Raw genomic sequence first — 18269 nt, 5'->3', positions numbered from 1 at the left:
TTTAAGGAATATGCTGATGAAGGTTTTCGGTTTTGCGGCGCTGCTCGCGGGCAGCGCACTCACGCCGGCCTTGGCTGAAGCGCAGGTTGCCAAGGGTGGTTTCGAGACGATCACCAACGGGATCGGCGTTGCGCCGTCGAGCGGTCCGGCAGGCTGGATCGAGGTGACGGTGCATGGTGACGGGATCATCCACGTCGTCGCCAGCCCGACGCGCGTGACGACTGCGCCCAGCTTGATGGTGCCGACACCGCCGATCGCGGGCGAGTACACCGTCACGCGATCGGGCAAGCGCGTGCTGGTCGCGACGTCGCGCGACACCGCCGAGGTCGACCTGAAGACCGGCCGAGTCCGCTTTCTCGACAAGGCCGGGAAGGTCGTGCTGGATCACGCCGCCGCGCCGGCGTTCGCCAAGACCCAAGCTGACGGCAAGCCGTTCGTCGTTGCGTCGCAGCAGTTCAATCGCGGTACCGACGAGGGGCTGTACGGGCTCGGCCAGCACCAGAACGCGCAGATGGATTATAACGGCGAGGACGTCGAACTCGCGCAGCACAATATGGATATCGCTGTCCCGTTCGTCGTCTCGACGCGCAACTACGGCCTGTTGTGGGATAACGACGGCATCACCCGCTTCGGCAATCCGCGCCCCTATTCGCTGGTCGGCACCGATGGCCTGAAGGTCACGAGTGGCGGCAAGCCGGGCTTCACCGCGCAATATTACTTAGGCAACCGGCTGGCGGTGACGCAGCAGGAAGCGTCGATCAACTACCAGTATATCAAGGATCAGGCGAAGTGGCCCGCCGCCGCCAAGGCGCAGACGGTCGCCGCGACCGGGGGCCAGAATACTGCGGGCAACGCTGTCGAGACACAGAAAGTGGTGTGGACCGGCGACGTGACGCCGGACGTTAGCGGCGTGCACAAGTTCCAGCTCTACGGCTCGAGCTATTTCAAGGTGTTCGCGGACGGCAAGGAGGTGCTGAACCGCTGGCGCCAAAACTGGAACCCCTGGTACGCGAACTTCGACCTGCCGATGACCAAGGGCAAGCAGGTCAAGGTGCGGATCGAGTGGGAGCCGAACGCAGGCTACATCGCGCTTCTCCACAACGACCCGCTGGCCGCGCCCGATCGCCATTCGGTGTGGTTCACCAGCGATATCGCGAAGTCGGTCAATTATTGGTACGTGCCCGGCAAGGACATGGACGATGTCGTCGCGGGCTATCGTTCGCTGACCGGCAAGGCCGTGATGATGCCGAAATGGGCCTACGGCTTCTGGCAGTCGCGCCAACGGTACAACACGGAAGGTGAGGTCGTCGACGTCGTCAAGAAGTATCGCGACCTGAAGATCCCGCTCGATAACATCGTCCAGGACTGGTTCTACTGGCCCGAGAATGCGTGGGGCAGCCACGAATTCGACAAGGCGCGTTTCCCCGAGCCCCAGAAGATGGTCGACAAGATCCACGACATGAACGCGCGCTTCATGATCTCGGTCTGGCCGAAATTCTATCCGACGACCGAGAACTACAAGGAGCTTGCGGCGAAGGGCTATACCTATCGCAACAACCTCGACGTGAAGAACATGGACTGGGTCGGCAAGGGCTACGCGAACACCGATTACGATCCGTATGCACCCGAGGCGCGGACGATCTACTGGCGGCAGATCAAGGACAGCCTCGCGAAGATCGGCACCGACGCGTGGTGGCTCGATGCGAGCGAGCCCGATATCCATTCGAACCTGTCGATCCCCGAGCGGATCGCGACGATGGGCCCGACCGCGGCCGGGCCGGGCGCGCAATATTTCAACAGCTATCCGCTGGTGCATGTCGGCGCGGTCTATGACGGCTGGCGTCAGTACAAGCCCGACGTCCGACCGTTCATCCTGACGCGCTCGGGGTTTGGCGGGTTGCAGCGCGAGGGGGCCGCAGTGTGGTCCGGCGACGTCGCGAGCCGCTGGTATGATCTGCGCGCGCAGATCTCCGCGGGCGTGAACATCTCGATGTCGGGCATCCCGAACTGGACGCACGACATTGGCGGGTTCGCGCTGGAGGATCGCTATTCGAGCAAGACGGCGACCGCGGTGAACCTCGACGAGTGGCGCGAACTGAACCTGCGCTGGTTCCAGTTCGGCGCGTTCAGCCCGCTGTTCCGCAGCCACGGCGAGGCGCCGTACCGCGAGATCTACGAGATTTCGCCGGAAGGCTCGCCGATGCGGCAGTCGATGGTGTGGTACGACCAGCTTCGCTACCGCCTGATGCCGTATATCTACACCGTCGCGGCGGACACGTGGTTCAAGGACGGCAGCATCATGCGCGGGCTCGTGATGGACTATCCGAACGACGTGCAGGCGCGGAAGGTGAACGACGAATATCTGTTCGGCGACAGCTTCCTCGTCGCGCCGGTAACCGAGTACAAGGCACGGTCACGCGCGGTGTACCTGCCGGCGGGGACCGCGAGCTGGTATGATTTCCAGACCGGTCAGGTGTATCGCGGCGGGCAGACGGTCACGGTGGCCGCGCCGTTCGAGCGGATGCCGCTGTTCGTGAAGGCGGGCGCGATCGTGCCGATGGGGCCGGTCACGCAATATGTCGACCAGAAGCCCGACGCGCCGCTGACGCTGTCGGTCTACACCGGCGCGAACGGCAGCTTCGGACTGTACGAGGATGACGGCACCAGCGAGCAGTATCGCGGCGGCGCGTACAGCCGGATCCCGGTGACGTACGACGATACGACCGGCGTCGTGACGCTCGGCGCGCGTGAAGGGCAGGGGTATAAGGCCATGCCTGCGAGCCGGACGGTTCGGGTGCGGTGGATGACGGCCGGGCGTCCGCTCGATCTCGATGGGGCGGGCGATGCGACGGTGACGTATCGCGGAGCTGCGGTGGAGGTGAAGAGGCCCGGTAAATAAGGGCTGGGCTGGGCGGTCGGGAGCCCCGTCCGTCATGCCGGGCTTGTTCCGGCATCCAGGATGCCGCGGACCGAAGCTCAGTCGGAGCGTGGTAAGACTGGCCTGCCAATACCCGTCTTCCACGAAGGCGGGGTGTGAGAGCTACGTACGCCATCGCTCGTAACCCTGGGCCTCCGCTTTCGCGGGGAACTAGCGTCACATGCTCTTACGGTTTGTAGAGTGTGCGGCGCGGTGGATGCCGGAATGAGCCCGGCAGGACGGGGGAGGGGGCAGACGTTCCGAAAAAGACCCCCTCATCACGAGAATACCCCCACCCCGGCGAAGGCCGGGGCCCAGTTGGGCGACGGCGGTAACAATGCGGATCGCTTAGTTACTGCGACCTTTCCAACTGGGCCCCGGCCTTCGCCGGGGAGGGGGTTTTGTTGGAATGGTATCTCGTCAAATTGGCGGGCGGCGGACCTAGACCAGCCCGCGACCTTCCAACTTCAGCACCGGCACGAACCGCCCGCGCGTATTCGACGGCATCGTCACATGCAGGCCCTTCGCGTCCTGCCGATGCGCAATCACGCCGCCGCCGAGCAGCGTAACCCTTTCGACCACGCCGCCATTCACCGTCCGCGCCAGCGAGCCGATCGTCGCCGCACTCTCGGGCCAGCCGAGGAACACTGCGTAGAGCGCGCCCTTGTTGGTCGTGAACCGAATGTCGCTCGGCGTGAACGGCTTCACCGTTTCGTTCTGCATCCCCGTCGGCAGGATCGTCGGCCCTTCGCCATATCGCCGCCACGGTCGCGAGCCGAAGATCGCCTCGCCGTTGATCGCCACCCAATCGGTCATGCCGTCGAGGATATGCTCGACCTCGCTGTCGATCGAGCCGTCGCCCGGCTGTGGCACCGACAGCAACAGATTGCCGTTCTTCGACACCACGTCGGCGAGCCGCTGGATCACCTCGGGCGCGCTCTTGTAGCTTTTGTCGCGGAGGCGGGCGACGTTGTAGAACCAGTCGCCGAGGCACGTGTCGGTCTGCCACGGCTCGTCCCAGATATGGTCGGTATAGCCGCGCTCGACGTCCTCGACCAAACCGAAGCGGTGCGCCGGCTGGATCTTCTTGGCGGTGAGGACGACGTCGATCTTGCCGTGCCATTCGATCGAGCGGTTGTAATAGTCGGCGACGGATTCGAGCCCGATTGGTCCGAACGGCAGTTCGTAATCGTCGAAATAGACCATGTCGGGCTTGTACTTGTCGATCAGGTCGGTCTGGCGGAGCAGCCATTTTGCCGCATAGCCGGGCGCATCCTTGGGGCCGTGCTCCATCCACTGGCCATCATTTGCCTCATGCCACGCGTTCATCGCCGCGATGCTGTCGATCCCGTCGGGTGTGGCCATGTGCGCGCCGGTGTAGAGTTGTTGCGGATCGAGGCCGTCCCACCATTTGCCCGCGCCGTCCGCTTTCCGGAGCGTCGACGCGTCGTAGCGGACGCCCTTCAAAGGCCCGGTCGGATCATAGGCGTAGCCGGTCTGGTACCAGTGCCAGGCGTGCGCGGCATGGTTCGAGACGCCGAACTTCAGCCCCGCCTTCCGCGCCGCCTTTTCCCAGATGCCGACGACGTCGCGCTTCGGGCCGACCCGCAGCGTGTTCCAAGCATGATAACGGCTGTCGTAGCAGTCGAGATTGTCGTGATGGCAGGCGAGCGACATGAAGTATTTCGCGCCGGCCTTCTTGTAGCGTTCGATCAGCGAGTCGGCATCCCAGCGGTCCGCGGTCCAGCGGTTCATGATGTCCATCATGCCGGTCTTCGACGGATGACCGTACGTCTTGAGGTGGTGCTCGTACATCGGATGGCCCTGCATATACAGGAAGCGGCCATACCAATCGCCTTGCTCGGGCACCGCTTGCGGCCCCCAGTGCGACCATAGCCCGAGCTTCGCATCGCGGAACCAGTCGGGGTAGCGATACGCGCTGACTAATGAAGACCATTCGGGCTTCACCGGCCCGGCGGCGAGCCCCATCGGGCTTTGCGCAACCGCTCCCCGCGCCGCGCCGAGCGCCGCCATGCCGGCAAGAACCGACCGCCTGCTGAAATCCATCTTCTGTCCTTACCGACCGAGGGTTTTCGCGATCGCGGCGCGCGCGAGCGGCTTCATCACGGCATAGCCTTGTGGCGTCGGGTGGACACCGTCGGTTGCGTAGCCGGGCTTCATGCCGCCATCGGGCCCTGCAAGCGCGGCGTGATAGTCGACATAGGTGAAGCCGTTCTTCGCGGCATAACCGCGCAGCCACGTGTTGAACGCGACGATCTGCGGCGCAGGCTTCATCGCCGGGCTCCAGGGAAACGCGGCGGCGGGAGGGATCGAGGCGAGGATCACCTTGATGCCGTGCGCGCGCGCGAGTTCGGCCATCGTCATGATATTGCCCTGCACGGTCTCGATCGTTGCCGCGCCGGTGTTGCCGGCGATGTCGTTGGTGCCCGCCATGATATGAACCGCGCGCGGTTTCAGCGCGAGCACGTCGGCGCGGAAGCGGACCAGCATCTGCGGCGTGGTCTGCCCGCTGATCCCGCGATCGACGAGGCCGGCGGTGAACAATGCGGCATCCGCGCCGATCCAGTTGTCGGTGATCGAATCGCCCATGAACACCACGCGCACCTTCTCACCCGAGCCGAGCAGCGCTGCGTTCTGCGCGGCGTAGCGGCAGCGCTGGGCGAAATCGCGCGTCAGCATGTGCAGTTTCCACTGTTCCCAGCCGGCGCCGTCGGTCGGCCGGGGGTGGATCGGGCAGGGATCCGCGACGATCCCGACCGGATCGCCGGTGTAAGGATCGCCTGGAATCCGGGTTTGCGCGATACCGGGCTGCAGCGCGCAGCCCGCGAGCAACGGCGCGCATACCGCACGTAGCAATCGTGTTTTGATCATATGCAGCCGTCTCCCAAACCGTTTCATGTCCGACAATCTCCGAAGATGACGGAGTTTAATCTATTATAACCAAAAGTTACGGCTACCATCGACGCTATACCCTATCCGAGGGGAATATCCCGCGAGGAATCCCTCTTCACAACCGCAAACTTCGTGATATGACAAATCAAGGCCGTTAGCGCTAACGCTAGCTCAAGAGGTCGAAGGAGGGAACGGGCAGGGTCGTCGATCCGAGCCGTACCATCGAAACTTGACGCGGGATTCCGCGTACCCGGAACGCAACTGCCCCGGGAAGCAATCGGCGGCGACACGGCAGCGTGGCGTGGTCAATCGATGTGTTGAAAGGGTTTGTCATGTTCGTCCGTTCGCAGCGCGAGATCGCGCTTCGTCTGCTCACCGGGTCCTCCGCCGCCGTGCTGGCCCTGAGCCTGACGCCAGCCGCATCCGCGCAGGATGCGACGCCTGCTGCTCCCGTTGCTACTGCTCCGGCTGCCGAACCACAGGCGACACCCGATGCGCAGGCCACCAGCGGCGCGGTTACCGCACCGAGCGGCGATGCCGGCCAGCCGGTCGAGGCGGCCTCGGCCCCCGGCGGCGAGGACATCGTCGTGACCGGCGTCCGTGCCAGCCTCCGCAGCGCGCAGGCGATCAAGCGCAACTCAGACCAGATCGTCGACTCGATCGTCGCCGAGGATATCGGCAAGCTGCCCGATCGCAATGTCGCCGAAGCGTTGCAGCGCATTTCGGGCATACAGGTAACCCGCAACTACGGCGAAGGCAGCTCGGTCGCGATCCGTGGCCTGACGCAGGTCCGTACCGAACTCAACGGCCGCGACATCTTCACGGCCAGCGGCACCGGTACGTCGCTGAGCCTTGAGGACATTCCCTCAGAGTTGCTCGCCGGCATTGATGTCTACAAGAACCCGTCGGCGGACCTGATCGAGGACCAGCTGAGCGGCACGATCAACCTCCGCACCCGCAAGGCATTCGACTTCGACGGCTTCAAGATCTCGGCCGGGGCCGCGAACACCTATTACGACCTCGCGCGCAAGAGCCAGCCGACCGCGTCGGTGCTGCTCAGCGATCGCTGGAAGACCGGCATCGGCGAGATCGGCGTGCTGGTCAGCGCTTCGTACCAGAAGACCGTGTTCAGCCAGGACACGATCTCGACCGAGCCGTTCAACACGCTCGACCCTAACGACCCTGATCCTGTCGTTCGCGCAGCGTCTATCGCATCGCTCGCGACGCTCGGCCGTACCGGTCAGGTCACGACCCTGCCGCGTGGCACGGGTATTGGCCAGGTCAACGGTGCCCGTCGTCGCTTCGGCATCGATGCGTCGCTGCAGTGGCGCCCGACCGATACGCTCGAATTCACGGGCGAGCTGTTTCGCAACGACTACAAGTTCCGCTACGACGATTTCAGCTATTTCGCGCAGCCGGCCGAAGGTGCGACCAATGTCTCGCCGCTGCCCGGTGCGCCGTTCACCTTTGCACCGAACGGCGATTTCCAGAGTGGGACGTTCCAGAACATCCGCACTGCGGCAAATACCAGTCTTGAGAATCGCCATTCGACGACCATCGATTATTCGTTGAACGGCAAATGGCGTCCCACCCCCAATCTGACGATCACCGCAGATGGTCAGTATGTGGATTCGAAGACCACCCGGACGCGGTCCATCGTCGGCCTCAACGGCGCCGGTAACGGTACGCTGACCCAAGACATCACGGGCGACGTACCGTCGTTCCAGATCACGACCCCCCAAGGCCTGACCAACGCGGCGACCTACGCCTCGGCCTTTTATCTCGATAACCTCAACCGTTCGCGCGGCAAGGACAAGACGGCGCGCCTCGATGGCGAGTACAAGTTCGACAACAGCGTGCTGCGGTCGATCAAGCTTGGCGTGCGCTATGCAGACCGCAGCAATCGCTACAGCGACACGGGTTATCGCTATACCGGGTTGAACAGCGTGCCGTCACAGCTCGAATTCGCCGATTTCAGCAAGTTCTTCCGTGGTGACGCCGACCTGTTCGGCAACGCGCTGCTCTTCTCGCGCGGTATCACGCAGGATTACGACGCTACGCTCGCCACCCTCGGCATTACGACGCTGCCGAGCTACTTGCCGAGCAGCACGACGACGCAGTCGCAGAAGACCTATACGGGCTATGCCACCGCGTTCTTCAACGCCGCTGACCTGCCGGTGCCGATCGACGGTAACATCGGCGTGCGCGTCGTCCAGACCAAGCTCGCAGTCGCCGGCTTTTATCAGCAGACCGATCTGATCACGCCACCGGGCGGCACGGCGCAGGTCACGGGACCGACGACCTTCGTCGCGGCCGGCAACAAGGACGACTATACGTCCGTCCTGCCGAGCTTGAACGTCCGGGCGCATCTCACCGAAAAGCTCCAGCTTCGTCTGGCGCTTTCGAAGAACATTTCTCGCCCGGATCTCAACCAACTGAACCCGAGCCTCAACATCACCGAGCCGGGTCGCGCCCAAATCGCGCAGCTTCAGTACACGTCGGGCGGCAACCCAGATCTGAAACCGATGACGTCGAAGAACCTCGACGCATCGGCCGAATGGTATTTCGCACCGACCGGCTCGCTGACCGTAGCGGGCTTCTACAAGGACATCTCGGATTATATCCAGACCGGGATTTCGAACCGCGCGGTGACGTTCACCGACGGCTTGACCGCGAACTACAGTGTCACGTCGTACAGCAATGTCGCCAACGCCAAGGTGAAGGGCGCCGAAGTCGCTTATCAGCAGTTCTTCGACTTCCTGCCAGGGCCTCTCGCTGGGCTCGGCGCACAGGCAAACTTCACTTTTGTCGACTCCAAGGCACCAAGCCCCGCGACCGAGGGTCCGGTCCGTCAGCTGCCGCTGCAGGGGTTGTCCAAGTACAACTACAACCTGATCGGCATCTACGAGCGCGGCATTATCTCGGCACGTGCCGCCTACAACTGGCGTAGCAAGTATCTGGTGACGACCTCGAGCAACGGCTCGGGTAACCTGCCGGTGTTCCAGAAGCCGTCCGGCCAGCTCGATGCGTCCGTCACCGCCAACGTGACGCCGCACTTCTCGTTGACGCTGGCCGGGGTCAATCTGACCAACACCGTGCGCTCGACGTTCTACGGCGTAACCACCCGCCCGCGCGATTCGATCATGAGCGATCGCCAGATCACGGGCATCGCGCGCATCACCTTCTGATCGCCTTCCTTCTTTAACCTTCTCTCCCCAACTGGCCGGATCTCACGATCCGGCCATTTTTTTTACGGGTTCGAGATTTGGAAAGCGGTTGGCGCGCCCGGAGGGGTTCGAACCCCCGACCGAGGAGGTAGAAGCTCCTTGCTCTATCCAGCTGAGCTACGGGCGCGCGCTGCGGCGACGACTAGCGCGGATTGTGCGGGCTTGGAACCTCGATCATAACGGTCTGCATGGTTATTGGTACGGATGAAGCGCGGCGGCCGGAGCCGGTTGTCGCGATCGCGGTCAGCGGTTCGCAGTTTCGCTATTTCGATTTCGTGATGGCGGCGTTCGTCACGATCCTGCTGCTGTCGAACGTGATCGGTGCGGCCAAGCGCGCGGTGATCGACCTACCGTTTATCGGCGCGTGGCCGTTCGGTGCCGGCATCCTGTTTTTCCCGGTCAGCTATGTGATCGGCGACGTCCTGACCGAGGTGTACGGCTATGCGTACGCACGGCGCTGCATCTGGGCGGGGTTCGGCGCGATGCTGTTCATGGTGTTCATGTCGGCGGTCGTCGTCGCGCTGCCGCCAGATGCCGGGTGGACGGGGCAGGCGGCATACGAATCGGTCTTCGGCCAAGTGCCCCGGATCGTGTTCGCGTCGATCTGCGCGTTCTGGGTGGGCGAGTTCGCCAACAGCTTCGTGCTCGCGCGGATGAAGATCTGGACGCAGGGGCGGATGCTGTGGACGCGGACGATCGGGAGTACGATCGTGGGGCAGGCGTTCGACAGCCTGATCTTCTACCCGCTCGCGTTCTACGGCGCGCCGGACTGGCCGGTGGAGGCGATGCTGATGGTGATGGTCAGCCAGTTCCTGCTCAAGGTATCTTGGGAGGTACTGCTGACGCCGCTGACCTATGTCGCGGTGGGGTGGCTAAAGCGCCGCGAGGGGGTGGACGTGTACGACCGGGGGACGGACTTCTCGCCGTTCCGGACCCGGGTTTGACGCCTCGACCTTGACTGCTCTCCCGCGCACGCGGAAGTCCAGGGTCACGGTCGATGTGGGTGATATCCTGGGCCCCCGCTTTCGCGGGGGAACAAGGGTTAGGCGCTGACGGCTTCCAGCAAACCTTCGAACAAACGCCGACCATCCGTGCCGCCGTGCGCCGCTTCGATACGACGCTCCGGATGCGGCATCATGCCAAGTACGTTGCCCTTGTCGTTCAGCAGCCCAGCGATGTTGCGCGCGGAACCGTTGACGCTCTCCGCATAACGGAACGCTACGCGGCCTTCGCCTTCGAGGCGGTCGAGCGTTTCGGCGTCGGCGAAGTAGTTGCCGTCGTGATGCGCGACCGGGAAGGACACGCGTTCGCCTGCGGAATAGCCCGACGTGAACGTCGAACTCGCCGTCTCCACGGTCAGCGCGACATCGCGACAGACGAAGTTCAGCCCCTCGTTGCGCATCAGCGCGCCGGGCAGGAGACCCGCTTCGGTCAACACCTGGAAGCCGTTGCAGATGCCGAGCACGGGCAGGCCCTTGCCCGCCTGCTCGACGACCGCACGCATGATCGGCGATCGCGCCGCGATCGCGCCCGAGCGGAGGTAGTCGCCATACGAGAAGCCGCCAGGGACCGCGACCAGGCCGACATCCGCCGGCAAGTCCGCATCACCGTGCCAAACCATGAGCGGCTTGACACCGGTCACCGCCTCCAGCGCGACGGCGATGTCGCGGTCGCAGTTGGAGCCGGGGAAGACGATGACCGCAGTTTTCATGCGCGCTCGACCCGGTAATTCTCGATCACCGTGTTGGCGAGCAGCTTGCGGCACATGCCGTCGATCGTCGCGTCGTCGGTATCGTCGGCGACCTCCAGTTCGATCAGCTTGCCCTGGCGGACGTCGTGCACGCCGTCGAAGCCGAGGCTGCCGAGCGCGTGGTGGATCGCCCGGCCCTGCGGATCGAGCACGCCGGGCTTCAATGTCACGAAAACCTTGAGTTTCATTTACTTGCCCCGGTTCTTGCGATGCTTTTCGAGGTCGAGGACGGCGTTGTCGGCCCCCTCGGGCAGCAGGCCAAGACGGCGTGCAACCTCTTGATACGCCTCGACTTCACCACCAAGATCGCGACGGAAGCGATCCTTGTCCATCTTCTCGTTGGTTTCCATGTCCCACAGGCGGCAGCCATCGGGGCTGATCTCGTCCGCGAGGATGATGCGACCGAAGTCGTTGTCGAAGATGCGGCCGAATTCGAGCTTGAAGTCGACCAGGCGGATGCCGACGCCGGCGAACAGCCCACACAGGAAATCGTTCACGCGGATCGCGAGGTCGGCGATGTCGTGCATCTCCTCCTGGCTTGCCCAGCCGAACGCGGCGATGTGTTCGTCGGAGATCATCGGATCGCCGAGCGCGTCGTCCTTGTAGTAATATTCGATGATCGTGCGGGGCAGCTTGGTGCCCTCCTCGATCCCGAGACGCGTCGAGATAGAGCCCGCGGCGACGTTACGCACGACGACTTCGATCGGGACGATCTCGACCTGGCGGATCAGCTGCTCGCGCATGTTGAGGCGGCGGATGAAGTGCGTCGGCACGCCGATATGATCGAGCAGCGTGAAGATGTGCTCGGAAATCCGGTTGTTGAGCACGCCCTTGCCGTTGATCGTGCCCTTTTTCTGGGCATTGAACGCGGTCGCGTCGTCCTTGAAATACTGGATCAGCGTGCCCGGCTCGGGACCCTCGTAGAGGATCTTGGCCTTGCCTTCGTAGATCTGGCGGCGGCGAGCCATGCGCGGTCCCCTGGAAATCGAGCGATGAAAATCGAGCGGCCCCAGCCTACGCGAGATCGTTCGCGAAGCCGAGGCCGGAATAGGCCGCGCCTATAGGCGAAGGGTGCGGGGGGTGCAATCGCGGCTTCGCGTGGTGTCAGGTGACAGCCAGGCGCTCGGCGAAGGCAAGGGCTCGCCAGGCTTCGGTTTCGAGCGTTTCGCGCAGGATGTCGCCCGCGCGCCAGACGTCTTCATGGCTGAGATACAACGGCGTCAGGCCCAAGCGGAGGATGTCGGGGTCGCGGAAATCACCGATGACGCCTCTAGCTATGAGGGCTTGGGTCAAGGCGTAAGCGTGCGGGTGACGGAAGCTGATGTGGCTGCCGCGTTTGGCGGGGTCTCGAGGGCTGACGCAGTCGAGGCCCAGTGCGTCGCCGGCTGCGGCGAGGATGTCGAACAATTGCGCGCTCTTGGTAGCGACAGCGTGCTGGTCGATGTCGGCCCAGAGGTCGAGCGCGGTTTCCAGTGCGGCGGTCGAAAGCATCGCAGGCGTGCCGGCAAGCCAGCGCTTCATGCCGGGGGCGGGGCGGTAGGCGTCCTCGAACGCGAACGGCGCGATGTGGCCCATCCAGCCGGAGAGCGGGCTGGCGAGCGCGTCCTGCCAGCGCGTGGCGACGTAGAGGAACGCGGGCGCGCCGGGGCCGCCGTTGAGGTATTTGTACGTGCAACCGACGGCGAGATCGGCGTTCGCGCCGGTCAGGTCGATCGGGACCGCCCCGACACTGTGGCTCAGGTCCCAGAGCATCAACGCGCCGGCGTCGTGCGCGCGCGCGGTCCAGGCGGCCATGTCGAAGCGGTCGCTGGTCTTGTAGTGCACGTGCGTGAGGAGGAGGATCGCGGTATCTTCGTCGAGCGCGGCGGCAAGATCTTCGCGGGCGACCACTCTGAGCCGTGCGCCGGGGACGCAGGCGACTGCACCCTCGGCGATGTGCAGGTCGGTGGGGAAGTTGCCGGCCTCGCTCAAGACCGTGTGACGCTCCGGGTTGCTGCGCAGTCCGGCAACCAAGGCCTTGAAAAGGTGCGTCGAGGTCGTGTCACCGATGATCACCTCGTCCGCGGCCGCGCCGATCAGCGGGGCGATCTTCGTGCCGATCCGCTGGGGGGCCTCGATCCAGCCTTCGTTCCAACTGCGGATCAGGCGGTCGCCCCATTGGCGGGTGGCGACGTCGGCGAGTGCGGCGGGCGTTGCCTTGGGCAGCGCGCCGAGCGAGTTGCCGTCGAGGTAGATCACGCCCTCGGGGAGCGCGAACTTGTTGCGGCAGGCGGCGAGCGGATCGGTCGCGTCGAGTGCGCGTGCGTCTTCGAGAGTCACTGGCTCTTTCCGAAATAGGACAGGATCAGGCGTTTGGCTTCGGCCCAGGCAGGCGTTTCCGGCGCGATCAGTTCGACATGGCCGGTCTCAGGAATGGTGTGCAGCGTCGCGGTGTCGCCGGCTGCGGTTGCCTTGGCGATATAGTCGGTGGCCATGACGAAGGGGATGATCCGGTCTTCGCGGCCGTTGATCAGGTCCTGCTTCATGCCGAGCGGCAGCAGGCGCGGGACCGAGGTGTCGGCGTAGACGCCCGGATGCTGCGGCGTGGGCGTGCCGACCAGTTTTGCGACGACTTCGGTGCCGCAGCCATTGTCGGCGTTGGTCGCGGTGGCTTCGAGATCGGGAAGGCCGCCGAGGCTGATGACGTGGCGGATGCGGAGTGGGTGAGCCATGTGGAGGGGGCTCGTCGTCGGAAGCTTCGGGCGAGCAGCGAGCCAGAGCGCGAGATGGCCGCCAGCCGAGTGGCCGATCGCGAGCACGCGGCGCGTGTCCAGGTTGAACGTCTTGGCGCTGACCTTGAGTTGGTCGGCGGCCTTGGCAGCGTCCGCGAACGTGCCGGGATAGCCGCCGCCGGTGCGGTCGACGCCGCGATAGTCGATGTTCCAGACCGCGACGCCGGTGTTCCGCAGGTCGTCGGCGATCCAGTTCATCAGGCTGCGATCGGCGATGCTCGTCGTCCAGCAGCCGCCATGGACCATCACGACCACTGGGAACGGCCCCTTGGTTTTGCTCTTGGGGAGCCAGACGTCGACCTTCTGCATCGGGTCAGTGCCATAGTCGACGGTCGCATCGGGCATCGGTTTCTGCCGCTTCGTCAGGTCGGGCCATGTCAACAGCTTGGCCGGGGGGGGAGCGGGCGTCTGCGCCATGACGGGCGTGGACGTTGCGGCAAGCGCGAGAAAGGCAAGGCGGATCATAAGGTTGGTGTAGCGGGCTCGATCGACCGCGTCATGCGGGCATATCGTCGTGATCGAACGTGCAGGCCGCTTCGTACGTTCATGCTTTGATCGTTTCGTTCGCGGCTGCTATCGCTGCGCGCAATGGCCACCGATTTCAAAGATCCGTTCGACTCCATCGTCGACGCCCCCTTCGACAGCGCGCTGTCCGAGCGGTATCTCGTCTATGCGTTGTCAACGATCACCGCGCGGTCGCTGCCCGACGTGCGCGACGGGATGAAGCCGGTGCATCGGCGCTTGCTGTGGGCCATGCGACTGCTCAAGCTCGATCCAGCGCAGGGGTACAAGAAGTGCGCGCGCGTCGTCGGCGACGTGATCGGCAAATACCATCCGCACGGCGACCAGTCGGTCTACGACGCGATGGTGCGCTTGGCGCAGTCGTTCGCGATGCGCTATCCGCTAGTCGACGGGCAGGGCAATTTCGGCAACATCGACGGCGATAACGCCGCCGCCTACCGCTACACCGAGGCGCGGCTGACTCAGGTCGCGATCGACCTGATGGACGGGCTCGACGAGGACGCGGTCGCGTATCGCCCAACGTATAATGGCGAGGATCACGAGCCCGAGCTGTTCCCGGGGCTGTTCCCGAACCTGCTGGCGAACGGCGCGAGCGGGATCGCGGTCGGCATGGCGACGAGCATTCCGCCGCATAACGCCGCCGAGTTGCTGGAGGCGGCGATCGTGCTGATCGACACGCCCGACGCCGACGATGCGGCGATCCTGGAGCATGTGAAGGGGCCCGATTTCCCGACCGGTGGACTCGTCGTCGATCCGCCCGCGGTCATCCGCGAATCCTATGCGACCGGGCGTGGTGGCTTTCGCGTCCGCGCGCGCTGGGAAACCGAGCGCGAGAAGGGCGGCGGCTGGCAGCTGATCGTTACCGAAATCCCGTACGGTGTGCAGAAGGGCAAGCTGATCGAGCAGATCGCCGACCTGATCAACGCCAAGCGCCTGCCGATCCTCGCCGATGTGCGCGACGAATCGGATACCGAGATTCGCATCGTGCTCGAACCGCGCAGCCGCACGGTCGATCCGCAGATCCTGATGGACGGGCTGTTCCGGCTGACCGATCTCGAGACGCGTATCAGCCTCAACCTCAACGTGCTCGACAAGGATCGCACGCCGCGCGTGATGAGCTTGCGCGAGGCGCTGGCGGCGTGGGTCGATCACCAGTTCGTGGTGCTGCGCCGGCGGACCGAGCACCGGCTGGCGAAGATCGCCGACCGGGTCGAACTGCTCGACGGCTATCTGATCGCGTATCTCAATCTCGACCGCGTGATCGAGGTCATCCGTACCGAGGACGAGCCGAAGAAGGTGATGATCGCCGAGTTCGCGCTGACCGATCGCCAGGCCGAGGCGATCCTCAACATGCGGTTGCGCAGTCTGCGGCGGCTCGAAGAGTTCGAGATCAAGACCGAGCGCGACAAACTCGACAAGGAGCAGGCGACGCTGGCCGCGTTGCTCGCCGATCCGAAGAAGCAGCGTGCGCGGATGAAGCGCGACATGGCGAAGATCCGCGATCGATACGGGCTTGAGACCCCACTCGGCAAACGGCGGACGACGATAGAGGAGCATGCTCCGACCCGCGACATCCCGCTGGAGGCGATGATCGAGCGCGAGCCGATCACCGTGATCCTGTCGCAGCGTGGCTGGATCCGGGCGATGAAGGGGCACAACGATCTGGCAAGCCCGGAAGCGCTGAAGTTCAAGGAGGGCGACGGCCCGGCCTATGCGTTCCACGCGCAGACTACTGACAAGCTATTGCTCGCCGCGGAGAACGGGCGGTTCTACACGCTGGCGGCGGACAAGCTGCCGGGCGGGCGCGGGTTCGGGGAGCCGGTGCGGGCGATGATCGACCTCGATGGCAGCGTCGGGATCGTCGCGCTACTGCCCGCTAGCAAGCATCCCAAGCTCTTAGTGGTGGCGACCGATGGGCGCGGTTTCTCGGTGAGTTCGGCCGAAGTGATCGCCGAGACCCGCAAGGGCAAGACGGTGATGACGCCGCGGCCGGGTGCGCAGTTGAAGATCGTTCGGCCGATCGGGCCCAACGACGACTACGTCGCGGCGATCGGCGACAACCGGAAGATGCTGGTGTTCCCCCTCGCCGAACTCGTCGAGATGACGCGCGGGCAGGGGCTTCAGTTGCAGCGCTACCGTGACGGCGGGCTCGCGGATGCGATCACGTTCGTATTTGCCGAGGGTCTGAGCTGGGCGATGGGCGGCGGCACGGGAAGAACCCGGACCGAATCGGACCTTGGCCCATGGCGTGCGGCACGCGGCGCAGCAGGAAGAATGCCACCGACCGGTTTCCCGCGCGATAATCGGTTCGGGTAAATCCAGCGGTAGCACGCTGTAAAACCGAAAGATTGGCGATAAACGACAGTTAAGAGCCGTTTCGGTTCCTTCAGGACGTTTTAACGAACGTCGGCTAGGCAAGGCGCATGGCATCGATGGCCCCGGATGCGATGACGCAACCAATCGTCGCGACGGAACTCGTCGCGCGGGCGCTCGAACTCGTTCCCATACCGGCGGCGCACGTGGTGGTGAACGCCGGTGTGTTCGATCTGTTCGCGATGAACCGCGCCTATCGGCTGGCTGGCCTGGGCGTCATCGCCGAGCGATCGCCGATGATCGCCGATCTGGGATCGCGTATCCTTGCCTTTCTCGATTCGGCGAGCTTGCGGTCCGATTTCGAATGGTCGCTGGGGGACGAGATCGACTGCCGCTATTACCGCGTGACGATCGCGCGGACGTTCGCGTCGTTGCGCGATCGCTGCACGATCAGTTTCATCGACCAGACCTCGCAGATCCAGACCGAACGCAGCCTGCGCCGCGAGATGACGACCGACAGCCTGACCGGTTTGCCGAACCGCGAGGGATTCGAGGAACTGATCGAGGATATCGGCGATCGTAGCGCCAGCGCGGTTCTCGCAATCGATCTCGACCGGTTCGGGCGGCTGAACTCGTGTCTCGGCTCGCTGGCCGGTGACGAATTGCTGATCACCGTCGCCCGGCGGATCAAGGGGGCGTTGCGCGCCCGCGATACGCTGGCCCGCATCGGTGGCGATCAGTTCGGCATCCTCATGACGGTCGACAATGACCGCGACGAGGCGCACGCCTTGGCCGAGCGGATCCAGCGGACGCTGACGACGCCGTTTCGGCTTACCGATTACGAGATCAGCGTCGAATGCTCGGTCGGCATTGCGTACGGCGCCGACGAGGCTGCCGACGTCGCCGAACTGATCCGCCACGCGCAGTTCGCGGTGAAGCGGGCGAAGGTGAGCGGTCGCGCCGAGAGTTATTTGCCGCAGGACTTCGCGATCGCCCGCGCGCAGTTCAGCATGGAGACCGCATTGCGGCGCGCGATCGAGAATCGCGAACTGCGGCTGGCGTATCAGCCGATCTGCGATCTCGCGACCGGCCGGATCGTGTCGTTCGAGGCGCTCGCCCGCTGGACCGACGAACAGGGGCGCGCACACAACCCGACCGAATTCATCCCGGTTGCCGAGGAATCCGGCCTGATCGTACCGCTGGGGCGCTGGGCGATCGAAGAGGCGGCCCGGACTCTGGCGGGCTGGGACATGCGCCACGGCGGATCGTGCGGGGTGAAGGTCGCGGTCAATCTGTCGGCGATCCAGTTGCAGCGCGACGACATCGCGCCGGTGGTCGAGGCGGCGCTGGCGTCGACCGGATTGAGCGGGGATCGCTTCACGCTGGAGCTGACCGAGAGCGCGATCGTCACCGATCCGGACCGCATCACGGGCACGATGCATGCGCTGAAGGCGCTTGGCACGACGCTCGCGATGGACGATTTCGGGACGGGATATTCGAACCTTGCATACCTCCAGAAGCTGCCGATCGACGTGCTCAAGATCGATCGCAGTTTCGTCTCGGGGATGCTCGCCGACCGCGACAAGGTGTCGATCGTCCGCGCGATCCTGAGTCTGGCGCAGGCGCTGGGGATGAAGACCACCGCCGAGGGTATCGAGACGAACGAACTGGCGCAGACGCTGGCCGCACTGGGGTGCACGTTCGGGCAAGGATATTTCTATGCCAAGCCGCTTGAAGCCGATGCGGCCTATGCGATGATCGGGTCTGTGGCCTAGCCCCCGCCCTGCTCCGATAGACCGGAGCAGGGGAATGACGGATGCCCCGCGTCCGGCTCCTTCGGACTCAAAAACGCCGCC

Annotated in this window: 12 protein-coding genes and 1 tRNA gene; 5 read left to right on the top strand and 8 right to left on the bottom strand. The window is 64.4% G+C overall.

Annotated elements, in window-relative coordinates; genetic code table 11:
• Positions 1–16: 16 nt before the first annotated feature.
• Positions 17–2899, top strand: a complete 2883-nt coding sequence (locus IFT67_RS02815) for a glycoside hydrolase family 31 protein (RefSeq protein WP_192144960.1) — start codon at positions 17–19, stop codon at positions 2897–2899.
• Positions 2900–3358: 459 nt separating this feature from the next.
• Here the strand turns inward: IFT67_RS02815 and IFT67_RS02810 are convergent, their stop codons facing one another.
• Complete coding sequence (locus IFT67_RS02810; RefSeq protein ID WP_192144959.1) at positions 3359–4984, bottom strand: alpha-L-fucosidase; 1626 nt, start codon at positions 4982–4984, stop codon at positions 3359–3361.
• Positions 4985–4993: 9 nt separating this feature from the next.
• Positions 4994–5809 carry an SGNH/GDSL hydrolase family protein gene (locus IFT67_RS02805; protein ID WP_192144958.1) on the bottom strand — a complete coding sequence of 272 codons (816 nt, stop codon included), beginning with the start codon at positions 5807–5809 and terminating at the stop codon, positions 4994–4996.
• Between the two features lie 353 nt (positions 5810–6162).
• Between IFT67_RS02805 and IFT67_RS02800 the strand changes: the two genes are divergently transcribed.
• Positions 6163–9018 (top strand): TonB-dependent receptor, encoded by a 2856-nt coding sequence (locus tag IFT67_RS02800; protein ID WP_192144957.1) that lies wholly within the window; start codon positions 6163–6165, stop codon positions 9016–9018.
• 89 nt (positions 9019–9107) lie between these two features.
• Here the strand turns inward: IFT67_RS02800 and IFT67_RS02795 are convergent.
• A tRNA-Arg gene (locus tag IFT67_RS02795) sits at positions 9108–9184 on the bottom strand.
• Between the two features lie 61 nt (positions 9185–9245).
• Here IFT67_RS02795 and IFT67_RS02790 point away from each other — a divergent pair.
• On the top strand, positions 9246–10001 hold the full coding sequence (locus IFT67_RS02790) for a queuosine precursor transporter (RefSeq protein ID WP_192144956.1): 756 nt from the start codon (positions 9246–9248) through the stop codon (positions 9999–10001).
• A gap of 98 nt (positions 10002–10099) precedes the next feature.
• On the opposite strand, the gene purQ is transcribed toward IFT67_RS02790, so the two are convergent.
• From purQ to IFT67_RS02765, 5 genes are all read right to left on the bottom strand, one after another.
• On the bottom strand, positions 10100–10768 hold the full coding sequence (gene purQ, locus IFT67_RS02785) for a phosphoribosylformylglycinamidine synthase subunit PurQ (RefSeq protein WP_121886688.1): 669 nt from the start codon (positions 10766–10768) through the stop codon (positions 10100–10102).
• On the bottom strand, positions 10765–10995 hold the full coding sequence (gene purS, locus IFT67_RS02780) for a phosphoribosylformylglycinamidine synthase subunit PurS (protein WP_056482414.1): 231 nt from the start codon (positions 10993–10995) through the stop codon (positions 10765–10767). Before purS ends, purQ begins: the two co-directional genes overlap by 4 nt.
• On the bottom strand, positions 10996–11775 hold the full coding sequence (gene purC, locus IFT67_RS02775) for a phosphoribosylaminoimidazolesuccinocarboxamide synthase (protein WP_056050712.1): 780 nt from the start codon (positions 11773–11775) through the stop codon (positions 10996–10998).
• Positions 11776–11911: 136 nt separating this feature from the next.
• Positions 11912–13126, bottom strand: a complete 1215-nt coding sequence (kynU, locus tag IFT67_RS02770) for a kynureninase (protein WP_192144955.1) — start codon at positions 13124–13126, stop codon at positions 11912–11914.
• Positions 13123–14043: an alpha/beta hydrolase family protein gene (locus IFT67_RS02765; RefSeq protein ID WP_192144954.1), complete on the bottom strand. Its 921-nt coding sequence runs from the start codon at positions 14041–14043 to the stop codon at positions 13123–13125. The genes kynU and IFT67_RS02765 overlap by 4 nt, the downstream gene beginning before the upstream one ends.
• Before the next feature lie 123 nt (positions 14044–14166).
• Between IFT67_RS02765 and parC the strand changes: the two genes are divergently transcribed.
• Both parC and IFT67_RS02755 read left to right on the top strand, forming a co-directional pair.
• Positions 14167–16416 (top strand): DNA topoisomerase IV subunit A, encoded by a 2250-nt coding sequence (gene parC / locus IFT67_RS02760; protein WP_192144953.1) that lies wholly within the window; start codon positions 14167–14169, stop codon positions 16414–16416.
• Positions 16417–16523: 107 nt separating this feature from the next.
• Positions 16524–18188, top strand: a complete 1665-nt coding sequence (locus IFT67_RS02755) for a putative bifunctional diguanylate cyclase/phosphodiesterase (protein ID WP_192144952.1) — start codon at positions 16524–16526, stop codon at positions 18186–18188.
• The last annotated feature ends 81 nt before the right edge of the window (positions 18189–18269 follow it).

Source organism: Sphingomonas sp. CFBP 13728 (genome assembly GCF_014841895.1).
Classification (GTDB): Bacteria; Pseudomonadota; Alphaproteobacteria; order Sphingomonadales; family Sphingomonadaceae; genus Sphingomonas.
This window is presented reverse-complemented; position numbering and strand designations above follow the sequence as displayed.

Bases quoted from the DNA above. Each gene is read 5' to 3' on its own strand.
- IFT67_RS02755 (WP_192144952.1), top strand. From the start codon at position 16,524: ATGGCATCGATGGCCCCGGATGCGATGACGCAACCAATCGTCGCGACG.
- IFT67_RS02800 (WP_192144957.1), top strand. From the start codon at position 6,163: ATGTTCGTCCGTTCGCAGCGCGAGATCGCGCTTCGTCTGCTCACCGGG.
- IFT67_RS02790 (WP_192144956.1), top strand. From the start codon at position 9,246: ATGGTTATTGGTACGGATGAAGCGCGGCGGCCGGAGCCGGTTGTCGCG.
- IFT67_RS02805 (WP_192144958.1), bottom strand. From the start codon at position 5,809: ATGATCAAAACACGATTGCTACGTGCGGTATGCGCGCCGTTGCTCGCG.
- IFT67_RS02815 (WP_192144960.1), top strand. From the start codon at position 17: ATGAAGGTTTTCGGTTTTGCGGCGCTGCTCGCGGGCAGCGCACTCACG.
- purQ (WP_121886688.1), bottom strand. From the start codon at position 10,768: ATGAAAACTGCGGTCATCGTCTTCCCCGGCTCCAACTGCGACCGCGAC.
- parC (WP_192144953.1), top strand. From the start codon at position 14,167: ATGGCCACCGATTTCAAAGATCCGTTCGACTCCATCGTCGACGCCCCC.
- IFT67_RS02810 (WP_192144959.1), bottom strand. From the start codon at position 4,984: ATGGATTTCAGCAGGCGGTCGGTTCTTGCCGGCATGGCGGCGCTCGGC.
- purS (WP_056482414.1), bottom strand. From the start codon at position 10,995: ATGAAACTCAAGGTTTTCGTGACATTGAAGCCCGGCGTGCTCGATCCG.
- IFT67_RS02765 (WP_192144954.1), bottom strand. From the start codon at position 14,043: ATGATCCGCCTTGCCTTTCTCGCGCTTGCCGCAACGTCCACGCCCGTC.
- purC (WP_056050712.1), bottom strand. From the start codon at position 11,775: ATGGCTCGCCGCCGCCAGATCTACGAAGGCAAGGCCAAGATCCTCTAC.